The 16,517-nt window shown below is 68.9% G+C and carries 14 protein-coding genes and 1 pseudogene; 3 read left to right on the top strand and 12 right to left on the bottom strand.

What is annotated here, in order from left to right; all coding sequences use genetic code 11:
• Positions 1–34 precede the first annotated feature (34 nt).
• On the bottom strand, positions 35–1,903 hold the full coding sequence (locus ACSMXV_RS33690) for a recombinase family protein (protein ID WP_473174901.1): 1,869 nt from the start codon (positions 1,901–1,903) through the stop codon (positions 35–37).
• Positions 1,904–2,184: 281 nt separating this feature from the next.
• Here ACSMXV_RS33690 and ACSMXV_RS33685 point away from each other — a divergent pair.
• Together ACSMXV_RS33685 and ACSMXV_RS33680 are read left to right on the top strand one after the other, a co-directional pair.
• Positions 2,185–2,608, top strand: a pseudogene (locus ACSMXV_RS33685) (hypothetical protein); the annotation flags it as partial.
• A gap of 131 nt (positions 2,609–2,739) precedes the next feature.
• The gene (locus tag ACSMXV_RS33680) at positions 2,740–4,347 is read left to right on the top strand and encodes an alpha/beta fold hydrolase (protein ID WP_473174900.1); all 1,608 of its coding nucleotides are present in this window, start codon (positions 2,740–2,742) and stop codon (positions 4,345–4,347) included.
• 60 nt (positions 4,348–4,407) lie between these two features.
• Here ACSMXV_RS33680 and ACSMXV_RS33675 read toward each other — a convergent pair whose 3' ends face one another.
• The 5 genes from ACSMXV_RS33675 to ACSMXV_RS33655 all read right to left on the bottom strand — a co-directional run bounded on the left by ACSMXV_RS33675 (position 4,408) and on the right by ACSMXV_RS33655 (position 8,315).
• Entirely contained in the window at positions 4,408–5,301 is an 894-nt protein-coding gene (locus tag ACSMXV_RS33675) for an amino acid ABC transporter permease (protein WP_473174899.1), read from the bottom strand.
• Between the two features lie 5 nt (positions 5,302–5,306).
• Complete coding sequence (locus tag ACSMXV_RS33670; protein WP_473174898.1) at positions 5,307–5,951, bottom strand: amino acid ABC transporter permease; 645 nt, start codon at positions 5,949–5,951, stop codon at positions 5,307–5,309.
• An 11-nt stretch (positions 5,952–5,962) separates the two neighbouring features.
• The gene (locus ACSMXV_RS33665) at positions 5,963–6,880 is read right to left on the bottom strand and encodes a glutamate ABC transporter substrate-binding protein (protein WP_473174897.1); all 918 of its coding nucleotides are present in this window, start codon (positions 6,878–6,880) and stop codon (positions 5,963–5,965) included.
• Between the two features lie 18 nt (positions 6,881–6,898).
• The gene (locus ACSMXV_RS33660) at positions 6,899–7,642 is read right to left on the bottom strand and encodes an amino acid ABC transporter ATP-binding protein (protein ID WP_473179146.1); all 744 of its coding nucleotides are present in this window, start codon (positions 7,640–7,642) and stop codon (positions 6,899–6,901) included.
• A gap of 226 nt (positions 7,643–7,868) precedes the next feature.
• Positions 7,869–8,315, bottom strand: coding sequence for a DUF6278 family protein (locus tag ACSMXV_RS33655; RefSeq protein WP_473174896.1), 447 nt, complete (start codon positions 8,313–8,315; stop codon positions 7,869–7,871).
• Positions 8,316–8,505: 190 nt separating this feature from the next.
• On the opposite strand from ACSMXV_RS33655, the gene ACSMXV_RS33650 reads away from it, so the two are divergent.
• Positions 8,506–10,311 carry an SGNH/GDSL hydrolase family protein gene (locus tag ACSMXV_RS33650; RefSeq protein WP_473179145.1) on the top strand — a complete coding sequence of 602 codons (1,806 nt, stop codon included), beginning with the start codon at positions 8,506–8,508 and terminating at the stop codon, positions 10,309–10,311.
• A 213-nt stretch (positions 10,312–10,524) separates the two neighbouring features.
• Here the strand turns inward: ACSMXV_RS33650 and ACSMXV_RS33645 are convergent, their stop codons facing one another.
• The 6 genes from ACSMXV_RS33645 to ACSMXV_RS33620 all read right to left on the bottom strand — a co-directional run bounded on the left by ACSMXV_RS33645 (position 10,525) and on the right by ACSMXV_RS33620 (position 16,480).
• Positions 10,525–11,304: an exodeoxyribonuclease III gene (locus ACSMXV_RS33645; protein WP_473174895.1), complete on the bottom strand. Its 780-nt coding sequence runs from the start codon at positions 11,302–11,304 to the stop codon at positions 10,525–10,527.
• 178 nt (positions 11,305–11,482) lie between these two features.
• A complete protein-coding gene (locus tag ACSMXV_RS33640) occupies positions 11,483–12,529 on the bottom strand; it encodes an ABC transporter substrate-binding protein (RefSeq protein WP_473174894.1) in 1,047 nt (348 codons plus the stop codon).
• 222 nt (positions 12,530–12,751) lie between these two features.
• Positions 12,752–13,630 carry an ABC transporter ATP-binding protein gene (locus tag ACSMXV_RS33635; RefSeq protein ID WP_473174893.1) on the bottom strand — a complete coding sequence of 293 codons (879 nt, stop codon included), beginning with the start codon at positions 13,628–13,630 and terminating at the stop codon, positions 12,752–12,754.
• The gene (locus ACSMXV_RS33630; RefSeq protein ID WP_473174892.1) at positions 13,627–14,700 is read right to left on the bottom strand and encodes a FecCD family ABC transporter permease; all 1,074 of its coding nucleotides are present in this window, start codon (positions 14,698–14,700) and stop codon (positions 13,627–13,629) included. Before ACSMXV_RS33630 ends, ACSMXV_RS33635 begins: the two co-directional genes overlap by 4 nt.
• Positions 14,697–15,701 (bottom strand): FecCD family ABC transporter permease, encoded by a 1,005-nt coding sequence (locus ACSMXV_RS33625; RefSeq protein WP_473174891.1) that lies wholly within the window; start codon positions 15,699–15,701, stop codon positions 14,697–14,699. The genes ACSMXV_RS33630 and ACSMXV_RS33625 overlap by 4 nt, the downstream gene beginning before the upstream one ends.
• A gap of 146 nt (positions 15,702–15,847) precedes the next feature.
• Positions 15,848–16,480 (bottom strand): MBL fold metallo-hydrolase, encoded by a 633-nt coding sequence (locus ACSMXV_RS33620; protein ID WP_473174890.1) that lies wholly within the window; start codon positions 16,478–16,480, stop codon positions 15,848–15,850.
• Between the last annotated feature and the right edge of the window lie 37 nt (positions 16,481–16,517).

The following is a 16,517-nucleotide window of genomic DNA, read 5'->3' as shown; positions in this document are numbered from 1 at the left end:
CAAACCGTCGCGTTCCTCGTCGCCCGGCCTGGACTCAACAGCCAACGGCCGCAGGCTGACCCTGATCTCTACGGGATCCGGCATCCAGACCGGCCTCGACTCCACGTCCGTCAGCAGGTCCATCGCCTGACCCCAGACCCCCGACGCCACCCATCGATACGCCTGCGTCTGCAGCGAACGAGGATTGCCCAACGCCGGAGAGTCTTCCCAGCGGGTGCCGGTAACGGCCTTGGTCAGCATGGCCTCGACCATCGTCCGGCGGTCCAAAGTGGACCTGGAGCCCCCCCATCAGATGCCTGATCCTCTCCCAGCCCTCGTCGTCGAGAACCGGCACGCCTCGGCCTGCCTTGAGGAACCAGTTGCGCACGCCGCAGGCGACGCCCTTGCGCCGGGGGGCGCAACGGACGACTTCGGCCTGCAGGCCCATCATGTCCAGCAACTCGGCTTTCTCGTGCGGCTCGATGTTCTGGAGGTTCTTGCGTGCGGCTGCGGCCAGGCGCTCCAAAGCTTCGAGCCGGCGAACCACTTCGGCGTCCTCCTGCTGCCAGGCCACGGCGTCCCGCCGTAACTTCTCCAGACCCTCCAGTTCTTCGTTCAGGGGCCTGACCGCCCTCTCCACGGCTCCCTCGGCTTCACCGCCTCGCAGACCCCGCTTGGCTGCCTGGCGGGCCGCCACGGCCATAGTGGTGTCGATAACGTCGCTCTGTTCGGCGATCTGCTGGTCCAGTTCAGCGATTCGCTTAGTGTGGTCCACACGCTGCTCGACCGTGGCGCCGATCCAGTCCTGTGCCATCGCCTTCATTCGTTCGGCGTCGCTCAGCAAATTGACCGCGTCGCCCCATACCTGACGCTCGATGGCGGTGGCCTCCAGGTAGGGGCAGGAGCACTGATCGCCCGCGCCGGCGTACGACTCCTGGCGTCCCTTGCACCGGTAGATGACCTCAGTGGCGCGGTGCTGGTGGCCCTCGTACGTCCTGCCGCACGGGCTCGTCATCAGGCCGGTCAGAAGGTAGACCCGCGGGTCCGACTGGACAGGTCGCGGCCGTTCCTGGGCCGCAGCCTTCAACTCCTCGGTCTCCTTGTCCGTGAAGATCTCCGGGAGGTTGATGACAACGATCTCGCCGTAGACCGGGTCGCCATCCTGATCCCTATACACGGACTTGCCTCGCCAGACGATGCGGCGCTCAAGGACGGCCTCCCCGAGCATGCGACAGCGGATGTTCTTGCGGGTCCATGGCTTGCCGGAGCGGCTGTAGCGCTCCTCGCTGTTGAGGGTCAGCGCCACCGCGGTCCAGCTGCGCTTGGCGAGGAAGAGTTGCCGCGCTCGGCGCAGGGTGGCCGCCTCCGTCTCGTCCACGGCATAGTACGAGACGCCCTTCTTTCCCTGTTCGGCGACGCGGTACCCGAAGGGGACCATCCCTCCGGGGTACAGGCCGTCCGCGGCCTTCTCCTGGATGCCGCCCTGTGTTCGTTCGCGGATGGTCTCGCGTTCGTCCTCGGCGCGGTCCGCGGCCTTGCGCATGCGTGAGCGGCCGTCGGCAGTGGTGTTGTCGTAGTCGCCCTTGACAATGGCGACGAACACGCCGAGGTCTTCCAGCTCCCAGACCCAGGGCCAGAAGGCCCGGCCTGCGCGGCCGATGGCTCGTTCTTCGGCGACCACCACGACATCGAAGGGTCTGGGCGTCTGGCGTGCGGCCTCCATCAGTTTCTTGACGTCGGGGCGCTGGTGGGCCTCTAGGCTGCCGCTATACCCCTCGTCCGCGTACGTGCGGACGTAGAGCCACCCTTTCTTCTCGATGTGCTTCTTGGTCCTCATGCCTGTGTAGGCGATGCCGTAGCCCTTGAGCTGTTCCCCTGTGGATACCCGGAGGTAGTCCACCGCGCGGAGCTGTCTGCTCTCCACGGCCCCTCGTGCTACCTCGACGGCAGGCGTGAGAGTCTTGGTCATGTCAGTCCCTTCGCGACTGGCAGACCCCAGGAGCATTCGCCGTGCTCCTGGGGTCACCCATGTGGCGCAGATCTTATGACGCCGGGCGGTCAGCACGGGCAGTAAGGGAAATTCCAGGATGCGCCGGTAAGCGCTGGATCGGGCTCTTCGTCCGGCCACGTGATGTCGATCTTCGGCTCGGGGGGCGCAGCGAAGTGCCCTCGCAGCCTTCCGCTGGTCAGGCGGCTGTCATGAAATCAAGTCGCCGAATGGCCTCACCCCTTCATTCTTTGCTGCCGGGTATCGGTGTGAACACCGATCCCGATGCCGGACCGCGGCGCCTTCCAGATAGGCAGCGAGCGCTACCGCGCGGAGCACGGCAAGGCCGAGTACGTGATCCTCGCCCGGCTCACCGCGGGCCAGGGCCGGGCGGCGAGACCCGTGTTCCTCTTCTGCGGGCAGCGGGCGATAACCGACCAGGCCGCCACCCGCTATCTGGCCCGCAACCACGAGCGGCTGGCGCGCAAGCACGGCGGCGGCTCGTTCGTGCTGCTGCTCAAGGTCGTCAACTCGCAGGCGTACGGCCCGGACGTGGTGGAACTGGTCTCCGACGTCACACGGGTCGCGCAGGCCCCTGCACCGGTGACGTCCGCGCCCCGCACCTCTCATCGCGCTTCATGAGCACGGTGGTTGCGCACCACCCCCTCACAGCAATCGTTACTCCCACGTAACTTACCGACGGGTTACCTCCGGTAAGCCGTCGCGGTTACCGTCAGGTCACTTTTCGCTGGCACGAGTCAGGAGAGTGACTGATGGGACACCCGCGCAAGGCCCTCCGCACGACGGGCGTCGGCGCCGTCTCCGCGACTCTGGTCGCCGGCGCCGCGTTCGGCCTCGCCCCCGCCGCACAGGCCGCTCCGCCGGTCCAAGCCGCGGCGGCCGGCACCACTTCCACGGCAGGCATCCGCTTCGTCGACATCACCGGCGACGGCGGCACCGTCCTCAAGGCCAACGTCGTCACGCCCGCGGCAGCCGCCGACGGCACCAGCAGATTCCCGGTCATCGTGCTGCCCACCAGCTGGGCCACGCCGCAGGTCGAATATCTCGCGCAGGCCCAGAAGCTCGCCGACTCGGGCTATGTCGTGGTCACTTACAACTCCCGCGGCTTCTGGCAGTCCGGCGGCTACGTCGAGGTCGCGGGCCCGCCCGACATCGCCGACGCCTCCCAGGTGATCGACTGGGTGCTGGCGAACACCCCCGCGGACCCGGCGAAGGTCGGCATGGCGGGCGTCTCGTACGGGGCGGGCATCAGCCTGCTCGCCGCCGCGCACGACAAGCGCATCAAGGCGGTCGCGGCGCTCAGCGGCTGGGGCGATCTGATCGACTCGATCTACAGCGGGCGCACCCAGCACCTCCAGGCCGCCGCGATGCTCGGCGGCACGGCGTATCTCACAGGCCGCCCGAGCCCCGAACTCCAGCAGATCATGGCGGACTTCTTCGGCTCCAACCTGGCCAAGGAGCAGGAGATCATCGCCTGGGGCAAGAAGCGCTCCCCGGCCACCTACGTCGACCGGATCAACGACAACGGCGCCGCCGTGATGCTCGCCAACGCCTGGGGCGACACCATCTTCCCGCCCAACCAGTACGCCTCGTTCTACGAGAAGCTGACCGGCCCCAAGCGCCTCGAGCTCCGGCCCGGCGACCACGCCACGGCCGAGGCGACAGGCCTGCTCGGCCTGCCCAACGACGTGTGGACCGACACCACCCGCTGGTTCGACCACTACCTCAAGGGCGCGGACAACGGCATCGACCGCGAGCAGCCCGTACAGATCAAGTCCCGCTCCACCGGCGGCTACGAGGGCTATCCGGACTGGAAGTCGGTCGGCCCGACGCGCAAGAAGATCGACCTGGCCGGCTCCACCACGATCCACGCCAACGTCGACTCGGGCGCCAACGGCGGCATCCTGATGCTCTCCAACGCCCTCGACCAGTTCGTGCAACTCCCGCCGGTCGCGTCCGTGCCGCTGCTGCCGCGCCGCTACGCCGCCGTGTGGCAGTCCGAGAAGTACGGCACGGCGCAGCAGATCCGCGGCACGACGACGCTGCACTCCACGATCACCAGCACCAAGGAGAGCGGCACCCTCGTCGCGTATCTCTACGACGTGGGGCCGCTCGGCCTCGGCAAGCTGGTCAGCAACGCGCCGTACACCTTCCACGGGCGGACACCGGGCAAGCCGTTCGCCGTCGACCTGGAGCTGTTCTCCACGGCCTACGACGTCCCGGCGGGGCACCGGCTCGCCCTGGTGGTCGACACGGTCGACCCGCTCTACATCGAGCACAACCCGACCGGCGCGCAGCTGACCTTCTCCTCGCCCGCGGCCGACCCGTCGTATGTGTCGGTACCGCTGCGCGAGCAGTGATCTTCGGCTGCCGCCGGGCAGGCACGGCCGTGCGGGCTTGCACTCCCCCTGTGGCTCCCCCTATGACTTGGGGGCCGTGGGGGGACCCGCCCCAGGCAGCAGCGTCCCTGTCTCCGCCGGCGCGACCTCCACCGCCTCGGTCTTGAGGCTGCGCCGCTCGAACTTCGCCACCCAGTTGGCGAACCAGGAGAGCAGCATGCACATCCCGATGTAGATCGGCGAGATCACCAGCACCACGGGGATGAACGGCAGATCGTAGTCGAGGTTCGACGCGATCAGTTTTCCGGCGTGGAGGAATTCCTCGTACGTGATGAGGAAGCCGAGCGATGTGTCCTTGAGGGCCACCACCAGCTGGCTGATGATGGCGGGCAGCATGGCACGCACGGCCTGGGGCACGAGGACGTACGACATGACCTGCGTCTTCCGCATGCCGAGCGCGTACGCCGCCTCGCGCTGGCCGCGTTCCACGGAGTTGACGCCGGAGCGGAAGACCTCGGCCAGCACCGAGCCGTTGTAGAGCGTCAGTCCGGCGACGAGTGCGGGCAGCGGCTGCACTTTGAGCGCCACGAAGATGAAGAAGATCATCACCAGTACGGGCATGGCGCGGAAGAACTCGACGATCAGCGTGGACACCCAGCGCACCGGCGCATGGTCCGACAGTCTGCCGACCGCCAGGAGGCCGCCGAGCGCCAGCGAGAGCACCGCGGCGATCGCGAACGCCTTGAGCGTGTTGCCGAGGCCCCGCAGAAGCAGTTCCTGGATGCCCTCGTACTGGAAGGGCATCCACTTGCCATAGGTGAACTGGCCGGTGTCGAAGAGCAGGTACATCATCCACGCGATGAGCCCGATGATCACGAGCGTCGCGAGGGCGCCGTAGGCGAGGTGCCGCTGGCGGGTCCGGGGGCCGGGGATGTCGTACAGGGCGGTGTCGGTGGCGGTGGTTCCACGGGCCATGGGGCTCATCGTGCGACTCCATAGCGCTTCTCCAGCACGTTGAAGATCGCGCTGATGGTGAGGGTGATGATCAGGTAGCCGACGGCGATCCAGACGAAGGTCCAGATGATGTTGTAGCCGCGTTCGCTGAGGACCTTGTAGGTGCCGAGGAGCTCGGTGACGCTGAACGCGCCCGCGATCGCGGAGTTCTTGGCGAGCGCGATGAGCGTGGAGCCGATGGGCGGAATCACCGTGCGGAACGCCTGCGGGAGCACGACGGTGGACAGCGTCTGACGGAACGTCATACCGAGGCTGCGGGCCGCCTCACCCTGCCCTCGGGGCACGGTGTTGATGCCGGAGCGCAGCGCCTCGCAGATGAAGGCGGAGGTGTAGCAGCCGAGGGCGAGGACCGCGAAGAGCTGGAAGGGCAGGACGAGTCCGAACCGCGGCAGGCCGAGCAGTACGGCGAAGAAGAGCAGGGTGAGCGGGGTGTTGCGCAGCACCGTCACCCATACCGTGCCGAAGGTACGGAGGGACCCGACGGGCGCCACGCGGAACGACGCCATGACGAAGCCGAGGACGAGGGCGAGGATCGAGGCGTAGACGGTCAGTTCGACGGTGCCGAGGAAGCCCTCGCCGTAGACGGAGAAGTTGTCGATCAGTACGTTCACAGAGACCTCCCTCAGTAGCGGTCGATGGGCGGCGGCGTGGGTGCCGGGACGCCGGACAGGCCGAGCGTCGCGTCGTACGCCCTCTTCCAGTCGCCGTTCTTCACACCGGCCTCCAGCGCGTCGTTGATCGCCATCCGCAGCGCGTTGTCATCGCGCGGCACGCCGATGCCGTACGGCTCCTCGGAGAACGGCTCGCCGACGACCTTGAGCTCGTCCGGCAGCTTGGCCGCGTAGCCGATGAGGATCGCGTCGTCGGTGGTGACGGCGTCCACCTGGTAGGTGAGGAGGTTGTCGACGCAGACCGAGTACGTGTCGTACGCGACCAGGATCGCCTTCGGGAACTTCTCCTGGATCCGCTGGTACGGGGTCGAGCCGGCGGCGGAGCAGACGCGTTTGCCGTCGAGGTCCTCGGGCCCTTTGATGTCGTTCTCGTCGGCGCGCACCAGCAGGCTCTGGCCTGCCATGTAGTAGGGGCCGGCGAAGCCGACGAGCTTCTTGCGGTTGTCGTTGATGGTGTAGGTGCCGACGTAGTAGTCGATCTGGCCGTTCTGCAGGGCCGTTTCGCGGTTCGCGGAGGCGATCGTCTTGAACTGGATCCTGTTCGGGTCGAGGCCGAGGTAGGCCGAGACCATCTTGGCGATCTCGATGTCGAAGCCGGTGTAGAGGCCGCTCGCCGGGTCCTTCTCGCCGAGGTACGGCTGGTCCTCCTTGGCGCCGACGATGAAGTAGCCGCGCTGCTTGGCCCGCCGCCAGGTGGGCGAGTCGGGCAGCTCGAAGTCCTTGTTCACCTCGAACGTGGGGAGTTTGTCCTGCGCGGGTCCCTTCACCGGCGGGCTGCCCTCCTTGCCGCAGGCGCCGGCGGCGAGAGCGGTGAAGGCGGCGATCAGCAGCACGGCGAGGGCGCGGCACACACGTGTCGTACGCGTCATGGTTCCGTTCCCCCGGCCTCAGTGCTTGAGGATCTTGGAGAGGAAGTCCTGGGCGCGGGCGCTCTCCGGGTTGGTGAAGAAGTCGTGAGGGGTGCGGTCCTCGATGATGCGGCCGTCCGCCATGAACACGACGCGGTTGGCGGCGTTGCGCGCGAAGCCCATCTCGTGGGTGACGACGACCATGGTCATGCCGTCCCGGGCGAGCTGCTGCATGACTTCCAGGACCTCGTTGATCATCTCGGGGTCGAGGGCCGAGGTCGGCTCGTCGAAGAGCAGCGCCTTGGGGTCCATGGCGAGGGCGCGGGCGATGGCCACGCGCTGCTGCTGGCCGCCGGAGAGCTGCGCGGGGTACTTCTCGGCGTGCGCGGCGAGGCCGACGCGCTCCAGGAGTTCACGGGAGCGCTGGTCGGCCTCGTCCTTCCTGCGCCCCCGCACCTTGGTCTGCGCGAGCGAGATGTTCTGCAGGACGGTCTTGTGCGCGAAGAGGTTGAAGGACTGGAAGACCATGCCCACCTCGGCGCGGAGCTTCGCGAGGGCCTTGCCCTCCTCCGGGAGCGGCTGCCCGTCCAGGTAGATGCTGCCGGACTGGATGGTCTCGAGCCGGTTGATCGTCCGGCACAGGGTCGACTTGCCCGACCCCGAGGGGCCGATGACCACCACCACCTCTCCCTTGCCGACGATGAGGTTGATGTCCCGCAGGACATGCAGCGCCCCGTAGTACTTGTTCACATCACGTAGTTCGATCAACGGATCGACGGCCAATGGATCAACGGCCATGCCCAGCTCTACCCACTCTCAGCGGTCTCGGTTCGCGCAAACTATCCACCGCAATATGGGATTTAACACAGGACACGCGCTTACTTGAATAAACCGTATTTTGTCGGGCAACTCGCCCTAGTGGGTGTCAGGGTCGGCGTTCCGTCTCGCCTTTCGGCGGTCTCCCGTGAGGACTCTTCGCGGCCCCGGTCAGGCCTCTTCGCAGCCCCGATCAGGCCTCGGACGCCTCCGCGTACACCTGCGAGAGCTGGGGCGCGCCGTTCACCGCCCAGTCGAGCCCGGACTCGACGACGTGGATCTCCCGGCCCGACGCGAGCCGCACCACGGGGTGGCCGCCGGGCCAGACGTGCCAGGTCGCGCCCGGCACGGTGCGCACGATCACCGTGCCGAGGTACAGGCCCGCGTCGTTGCCGAGCCACGGCAGCATCTCCGGGTCGTCGCGCCAGCGCGGCAGCAGCTGGTCGAGGGCCTCCAACGAGGTGGCGGAGTCGTCGAGTTCCAGGCCCGTGTCCCCCGCCTGGGAGCGCAGCAGCTCGCACTCGGACAGGAGGGCCCCGACGCCCTCCGGGTCGGCCTTGAACGCGGCCGCGAGCACGTCGCTCCGCTCCGACACCGCCGACTGCCGCTTGCGCCACATGTCCAGGAAAGGGATGTTCATACCACCCAGACTGGCATTGACCCCCGCCTGTGCACCACAGGCGCGCGGACGTACCCGTTCGGGCGGTGTTCGGCCGCAGTTCGGATGGTGTTCTGGTGTGACTCATTGACGCGTCCCTGTCGCATCTTTAGCTTCATGGCGCATCTGTCACCTTGTCCCCGAGCGGGAGGAGTCGGTCTTGCGCCGACGCATGTGGGGTCCGGCCGCGTTACTCGCTCTTCTCGGTACGGTGGCGCCGGTGGTCACGGTGGCGCCGGCGGCATCCGCCGAGGCCGCCACACAGGCGGCACCTTCAGAGGCCGCGCCCGCCGGGAGAGCCGAGCCGCTCCCCCTGGAGCGGCTCTTCGACAACAGAGCGGTCAGCGACGACGCGCGCCCCGGCGACGCGGACCTCGACGGCTCGGGCGGCTCCCTGTCGGCACAGGACCTGACGGCCGCCGGATGGACCCCCGGGCGTTCCCTGGCCGTGAACGGCGCCCGGCTGACCTGGCCGCGCACGGCCCCGGGCGAGCCGGACAACGTGCGCGCGGACGGCCAGTCCGTACGGGTGCGCGGGCGCGGCGACGCCCTTGTCTTCCTGGTCGCCGCGACGGGTGGCGAGGCGCAGGGCACCGGAACGGTCCGGTATCAGGACGGCTCGTCCAGCACGTACCGGCTCACCGCACCGGACTGGCGCACGGGCCCCCTGGCCACGAAGGCCGTGGCGCTGCCGCACATCAACACACCCGGCGGCCGACCCGCCGAGAAGGCACGGCTCTACGTGGTGACAGTGCCGCTCGCTCGAGGCCGCGCCGTCGCCTCGGTCGAGCTGCCCAGGGACAATGGGCCGGACCTGCACGTCTTCGCCCTGTCCGTGCGGGCGACGACCGAGGGGTGGACGGGCAGTTGGTCGGCGTCGACCGCCGGATACGCGGCTGTGGGGCCCTGGACGGACCGGACGGTACGGCTCGTGGTGCACACCAGCACGGGCGGTCCGCGGGTGCGGATCCGGCTCGAGAACACCTTCGCGGCCACGCCCGTACGCATCGGCAGTGCGACGGTGGCCGTGCAGAGCGCGGGGGCGGAGGCGCATGGCGAACCCGTGGCGCTGTCGTTCCGGGGCGCGGCCGGGACCGAAATCCCGGCGGGGGCACAGGCTTTCAGCGACCCGCTGGACTTCGACGTGCCCGCCGACACCAACCTGCTGGTGAGCTTCCATCTGCCCGGCACCGTGACGGCGGCGCCCCTGCACAGCCAGGCCATCCAGCGGTCGTACGTGAGCGAGCCGGGCGACCACGCGGCGGACGGCTCCCCCGCCGCGTACACCTCGACGATCACCACTTGGCCGCTGCTGACCGGTGTCGACGTGGGCGGTGGGCCGGGGTCCGTGGTGCTGCTCGGAGACTCGATCACCGACGGCGTGAGGTCGACGCAGGACGCGAACCGCCGGTGGCCCAATGAGCTGGCCAGGCGGCTGCTGAACCAGAGCGCGGTCCCTCGGTACGGGGTGCTCAACCATGGCATCTCGGCGAACCGTGTGGTCACCGACCGCTACCCCGGTGACGGGGTCTCCACCGACACGGGCGGCGTCAGCGCCCTGCACCGGCTCGACCGCGATGTCCTCGCGCAGACGTCGGTGCGGACGGTGGTGGTCTTCCAGGGCGTCAACGATGTCCGGTGGGGGGCTTCGGCGGACCAGGTGATCGCCGGGCTGCGGGAGATCGCCGAGCGGGCGCGGGCGCATGGGCTGCGGGTGGTGGGCGCGACGATCGCGCCCTGTCAGGGGGAGGCGTTGTGCACCGCTTCCGCTGATGCGGAGCGGGTTGCCGTCAATGCCTACATCCGGGACAGCGGTGGAGATTTTGACGCGGTGCTGGACTTTGATGCGGTCTTGCGGGATCCCGCGGAGCCGGCGCGGATACTGGCCGCGTATGACAGCGGGGATCATCTGCATCCGGGGGATGCCGGGTTGGCGGCGATTGCGGAGTCGGTGGATTTGCGGGTGCTCGGGCCGTAGGGGGCCGCTGCGCGGGGCCTTTCCCCCAATCCCGCCCCTTCCCGAAACTGGGGCTCCGCCCCAGACCCCGGTCCTCAATCGCCGGACGGGCTCAAAATGAGCCCGTCCGGCGATTGAGGACGAGCCCGAAGGGCGATAGGGGGGTCTGGGGGCGAAGCCCCCAGCAGGGTCCGGGGGCCTGCCCCCTGGTTACGGGAAGGGGCGGGGTGGGGGCTAAATCTCCAGGTCCACCACGACCGGCGCGTGATCCGACGCCCCCTTCCCCTTCCGCTCCTCGCGGTCGACGTACGCATCCGACACAGCCTTGGCGAACGCCTCGTTCCCATAGACGAGGTCAATCCGCATGCCCCGGTTCTTGGGGAAACACAACTGCCGGTAATCCCAGTACGTAAACGGCTGCTCATACTTCAGCGGCCGCGGCACCACATCCGAAAGCCCCGCCTCCCGCAGTGACGCAAGTGCCGCCCGCTCGGCGGGAGTGACATGCGTGGAGCCCTCGAAGAACTCGGGGTCCCACACGTCGTCGTCGGTCGGCGCGATGTTGTAGTCGCCGAGGACGGCGAAGGGGCGGCTGCCTGCCGCGTCGCCCGCGACCGCCGCCTTGAGCGCTTCGATCCACTGCAGCTTGTACGCATAGTGGGCGTGCTCGACCTCGCGGCCGTTCGGCACGTACACCGACCAGACGCGGGCCGGGCCGCACGTCGCGGAGATGGCGCGGGGCTCCTCGGCGCCGTCGTACCCGGGATCGCCCGGCAGGCCCCTGACCACGTCCTCGATGCCGACCCGGGAGATCACCGCCACGCCGTTCCACCGGCCCGTGGCGTGCACCGCCGACTCATAGCCGAGCTCGCGGAGCTGCTCGACCGGGAATCCCTCGGCGGTCGTCTTGGCCTCCTGGAGGCACAGCACGTCCGTACCGCTGCTCTCCAGCCAGGCCAGCAGCCTCGGGAGGCGGGCGGTGATCGAGTTCACGTTCCAGGTGGCGATGCGCATGCCCTACAAACTACCGGTCGGGTACGACAAACGTCCGGCCGCGTGGGTGAGCGGCCGCTCGGTCGGGTCGCACACGCTGCGGAAACCGCCCCCGCCGACACGCCGACCGCCGCCGTCACCGGCTGGCTGGTGAGCAGCCTGCCCGACGCCGGCGGCGGAGGATACGTCGCGTGCTCGCTTACTTGGTGAGGTAGCTCTCCAGGTCCGCGACGACCTCGTTCGCGGCCGTGACGCCGAGGCCGAGGTACCACGTCTCGTCCGGCACGTCGTAGGCGTGGCCGGCCTTGACGGCCTTCAGGTTCTTCCACAGCGGGTTGCCCTGGGCCTTGGACTTGTCGGTGGCCTTCGGGTCGCCGTAGACGCCGGTGAAGATGTAGTCGGCGTCGGCCTGGTCGATGTTCTCGGCGCTCACCTCGGCGGCGAGGTCCTCGATGTCCTGGTTCTTCGGGCGCGGGATGCCGGCGTCCTTGAGGATGGTGCCGATGAACGAGGCGTTGGCGTAGAGGCGGATCACGCCGTCGGGCAGGTAGCGGACCATCGAGACGGTCGGCTTGTCCGCACCGAGCTTGTCGCTGAGCGCCGCCACCTTCTTGTCGTAGGCGGCGAGCTGCGACTTGGCCTCGGCGGTCTTGTCGAGCGCCGCCGCGTTGAGAAGGTAGTTCTCCTTCCACGTGAAGCCGGGGCGGAGGGAGAAGATCGTCGGCGCGATCTGCTTCAGCTCGTCGTACTTGTCCGCGGCGCGCAGCTGGCTGCCGAGGATGAGGTCGGGCTTGAGCGCGGCGATGGCCTCGAGGTTGAGGTTGTTGATGGTGCCGACGTTCGTGGGGCTGCCGGCGTCCTTCTTCAGGTACGAGGGCAGCTCCGGGGAGCCCTCGGTGGGCGCGAGGCCGACCGGCTTGATGCCCAGCGACACGACGTTGTCGAGCTCGCCGACGTCCAGGACGACGACGCGCTTGGGCTGGGACTTGATCTCGGTCTCGCCCATGGCGTGGTTGACGGTGCGCGGCCACTCGCCGGGCTTGGCGTCGGTGCCCATCTCAGCGGTCTTCTTGGCGGCCTCGCCGAAGTCCTCGCCGCCCTGGGCGACGGCCTTCTTGTCGCCGGCTCCCGCCGTGGCCTTGGCCGACCCCTCACCGGAGTCGGACGAACCGCCGCATGCCGCGAGGGACAGCGTGGCGGCGACGACGAGGGCGACGGCAGCGGTGCCGCGGCGCCGAAGAGACATACAAGGCTCCTGTGTTGCTGTGAATCACCTAAGAGATCCTTAGGTGAGGCTAACTTATGTTGACCCTGTACAGGTACGGCAAGTGGCGGATCATGTGCTTCCGGTCACGGACGTAAAGGGCTCAACTCGTCCCCATTACGGCGTGAACGATCAACTCGCTTATTCACGGACTTGCACGGTTAACTCATCTATTTACGGACGCGTGGTGGCCAACTCGGCCATTCACGGACGTGCAGTCGTCAACTCGTCCGCGGGCCCGGCCTCGTCGCCCTGCCTGCCCGCAGGCCCGGCCTCGTCGCCCTCACCGCCCGGCTGCCAGGGGGCGCCCGGCACGACCAGAGGATCGCCCGTCACCGGGTCCGGTACGACGACCGACGCGAGCCCGAAGACCTCCTGCACGAGATCCGCGGTGACGACGTCGCCGGGAGAGCCCTGCGCGACGATCCGGCCGGCCTTCATGGCGACCAGATGGTCGGCGTACCGTGCGGCCTGGTTGAGGTCGTGCAGGACGGCGACGACCGTCCGCCCGCGCTCGCGGTTGAGCTGCCGGACCACGTTCAGCACCTCCACCTGGTGGGCGATGTCGAGGTAGGTGGTCGGCTCGTCGAGCAGCAGCAGATCGGTGTCCTGAGCAAGGGCCATGGCGATCCAGACCCGCTGGCGCTGGCCGCCGGACAGTTCGTCGACCAGCCGGTCGGCCAGGCCGCTGGTCCCGGTGCGCTCCATGGCCTCGGTGACGGCCTTCTCGTCGTCACCCGACCACTGCCGCCACCACCTCTGGTGCGGCTGCCGCCCACGCGAGACCAGATCCGCGACCGTGATCCCTTCCGGCGCCACCGGGGTCTGCGGGAGCAGTCCGACGGCCTGGGCGATCTTCTTCGAAGGAATACGCGACAACTCGGTGCCGTCGAGCAGAACCGCGCCGCGCCTCGGCTTGAGCAGCCGTCCCAGCGCCCGCAGAACGGTGGACTTGCCGCAGGCGTTGGGGCCGACGATGACCGTGACCTGCCCGTCCGGTATCTCCAGGTCGAGGCCGTCGACGACGATGCGGTCCTCGTACGCGAGGGTGAGCCCCCGGGCCGCAAGACGGTTGTCGGTCACGCGGTGCCTCCGAAACGGCTAGAGGTGCGGGCGATCAGCCACATCAGATACGGCGCGCCCACGGCCGCGGTGAGCACGCCCACCGGCAGCTCGGTCGGCGAGAACACGACGCGGGCCAGCAGGTCCGCCACGACCATGATCAGCGCGCCCGTCAACGCCGAGCACAGCAGCGGGATCTGGGCGGTGCGCGTGAGCCGGCGGGCGATCTGCGGGGCGAGCAGCGCCACGAAGTCGACCGGGCCCGCGGTGGCGGTCGCCACGGACGCGAGGACGACGCCGAGACCGACCAGGCCGAGGCGGACCCTGCCGAGCCGGACGCCTAGAGCGGTCGCCGTGTCGTCGTCGAACGACACGTCGCGCTGGGCCCGGGCCGCCCACAGCACGAACGGCACGGCGACGAGCAGGATCACGGCGACAGGAGCCGCCTGGTCGTAGCCGCGGCCGTTGAGGGAGCCGGTGAGCCACACCTTGGCCTGCTGGGCTACCAAGTAGTCGCCCTTGGTCAGGAACAGCTGGGTCAGCGAGCCGAGGGCGATCGAGAAACCGATCCCGATGAGCACGAAGCGGGAGGCGTGCAGGCCACGCCGCCAGGCGAAGACGTAGACCAGCAGTGCGGCGGCCAGACCACCGCCGACGGAGACATACGGCAGCGCGGTGAAGGATGTGACGCCGAAGGTCATCGCTGCGACCGTCGCCGCACCCGCGCCATGGGTGACGCCGATGACGTCGGGACTGGCGAGCGGGTTGCGGGCCACTGTCTGGACGAGGGCGCCGGCCACGCCGAACGCGGCGCCGACCAGCAGACCCACGGTCAGACGGGGCATGCGCAACGTGCCCACGACGAGTTCGTCCGGGCTCGGTTGCCCGAGCAGCACGCGGACGACCTCCGCAGGCGAGACGAAGGACTGCCCGACGCACAGATACGCCACCACTGCCGCCGCCAGCAGCACGCCGACCGCAGCCGTGACCACACTCGCGCGCCGGTGCAGCAGGAAACTGGCCTGCCCGGCACGCAGCACGGCGTATCCGGCCGGGCGCACCGTAGGCACCGGATCCGCGACCCGCGTCACGCCGCCACCACCGCCTTGCGCCGTACCAGAGCGACCAGGAACGGCACGCCCAGCAATGCGGTCATGACGGCCACCGGCACCTCCGACGGCGGGAAGACGATACGGCCTATGACGTCCGCGACCAGGATCATCACCGGTCCGAGCAGCGCGGCCAGGGGCAGCACCCAGCGGTGGCCTGTGCCCACCAGTGCCCGTGCGATGTGGGGGACGGCCAGGCCCGTGAAGGCGATGGGCCCGGCTGCGGCGACCGCGACGCCGGTGAGTACCGTCGCCCCGAGGGCTCCGAGAACCCGCAGCAATCCGACATTGTGGCCGAGGCTCTTGGCCACGTCCTCCCCCAGCGCCATCGCGTCGAGGCCGCGCGCCATCGCAGCTACGAGGAGAAGTCCCGCAATCAGGAACGGCAGAACCTGGCCCACGATTTCGGCATCGCGCCCGCTGACCGAACCGACCTGCCAGAAACGGAATTCGTCCAGCGCGCGGGCGTTGGTGGTGACGATGGCCGAAACCAGCGAGGCCAGCAGGGCGTTCATCGCGGCACCGGCCAGCGCGAGCTTCACCGGGGTGGCTCCGCCGCGCCCGCTGCCGGCGATCACATAGGCGGTCACCGCCGCGATGCCGGCGCCCACGAAGGCGAACCACACGTAGCCGCTCAGTGTGTGCACGCCCGCGAAGGCGATCGCGCAGACCACGCCCAGCGACGCGCCCTGGCTGACGCCCAGGATTCCGGGCTCCGCGATCGGGTTGCGCGTGATGCCCTGCATCACCGTGCCGGCCACGGCCAGCGCGACCCCGACCAGCACACCGACGATCGTGCGCGGCACCCGAAGCGCGCGTACGACCTGGGCGTTGTCGTCGGTACCGCCATGCAGCAGGGCGTCCACCACCTCGCCCGGGGCAATGGCACGGCTCCCGACCGCAAGGCTGAGCAGCACAGCGAGGAGCAGCAGCAAGGTGCCCACGACCAGCCAGCCGACGCGGCGCGAGGTCGTTCGGGACATGCGCTCGCTCTCTCGAAGTTAGTTAAGGCTCAGCTAAGAATAAGGTGCCCTCCGGGTGGCTTGTGCAGGGGGTGCGTCCTGGCTTGCGCAGGGCGTGCTCCTGGCTTGCGCAGGGCGTGCTCCTGGCTTGTGCAGGGCGTGCGCTGTCAGAGCTCGGCAGAGGCGCCCGGCGCCAGGCGGAGGTGCTCCGCGCCGCCCAGGGCACCGATCTGGTTGTCGTAGATCGGCCGCGCCAGATCCGTGAGCAGCGCGTCATGGATGTCGTACGCCCGCTGCGGCTTGACCTCGCGGACGTAGTCGATGACCTCGGAGATCTTGTTCCAGGGGGCCATCACCGGAAGCATCAGCGTCTCGACCGCGTGGTCGGGGGCCGTGAGGGCGTCGCCCGGGTGGAAGAGCGAGCCGTCGACGAGGTAGCCGACGTTGGTGATGCGCGGAATGTCCGGGTGGATCACGGCGTGCAGTTCGCCGTGCACCTGGACGTCGAACCCGGCGGCCGTGAACGTGTCGCCGTGCCCGACGGTGTGCACGCGTCCCGGGAAGGCGGGCGCGATCTTGTCCGCGACGGACTTCAGCGTCCAGATCTCGGCGGCCGGGTTGGACTCGAGACCGGCCCGCAGCCGCTGCTCGTTGAAGTGGTCCGCGTGTTCGTGCGTGACGAGGATCGCGTCGGCGCCGACCGCGGCGTCCTCCTCACTGAAGGCGCCGGGGTCGACGACGAGGGTCCGACCGTCCTTCTCCAGCCTGATGCAGGCGTGCGACTTCTTTGTGAGCTTCATGCGTCCCATCCTGCAACGCGGGCCCTGCCGGGCGATG

Source organism: Streptomyces sp. DSM 42067, from assembly GCF_055792885.1.
The sequence above is the reverse complement of the archived record's forward strand: the minus strand, read 5'-3'. Positions and strand labels throughout refer to the sequence as shown.

Bases quoted from the DNA above. Each gene is read 5' to 3' on its own strand.
- ACSMXV_RS33645 (WP_473174895.1), bottom strand. From the start codon at position 11,304: ATGCGCATCGCCACCTGGAACGTGAACTCGATCACCGCCCGCCTCCCG.
- ACSMXV_RS33625 (WP_473174891.1), bottom strand. From the start codon at position 15,701: ATGTCCCGAACGACCTCGCGCCGCGTCGGCTGGCTGGTCGTGGGCACC.
- ACSMXV_RS33655 (WP_473174896.1), bottom strand. From the start codon at position 8,315: ATGAACATCCCTTTCCTGGACATGTGGCGCAAGCGGCAGTCGGCGGTG.
- ACSMXV_RS33665 (WP_473174897.1), bottom strand. From the start codon at position 6,880: ATGACGCGTACGACACGTGTGTGCCGCGCCCTCGCCGTGCTGCTGATC.
- ACSMXV_RS33650 (WP_473179145.1), top strand. From the start codon at position 8,506: ATGTGGGGTCCGGCCGCGTTACTCGCTCTTCTCGGTACGGTGGCGCCG.
- ACSMXV_RS33640 (WP_473174894.1), bottom strand. From the start codon at position 12,529: ATGTCTCTTCGGCGCCGCGGCACCGCTGCCGTCGCCCTCGTCGTCGCC.
- ACSMXV_RS33680 (WP_473174900.1), top strand. From the start codon at position 2,740: ATGGGACACCCGCGCAAGGCCCTCCGCACGACGGGCGTCGGCGCCGTC.
- ACSMXV_RS33620 (WP_473174890.1), bottom strand. From the start codon at position 16,480: ATGAAGCTCACAAAGAAGTCGCACGCCTGCATCAGGCTGGAGAAGGAC.
- ACSMXV_RS33675 (WP_473174899.1), bottom strand. From the start codon at position 5,301: ATGGCCCGTGGAACCACCGCCACCGACACCGCCCTGTACGACATCCCC.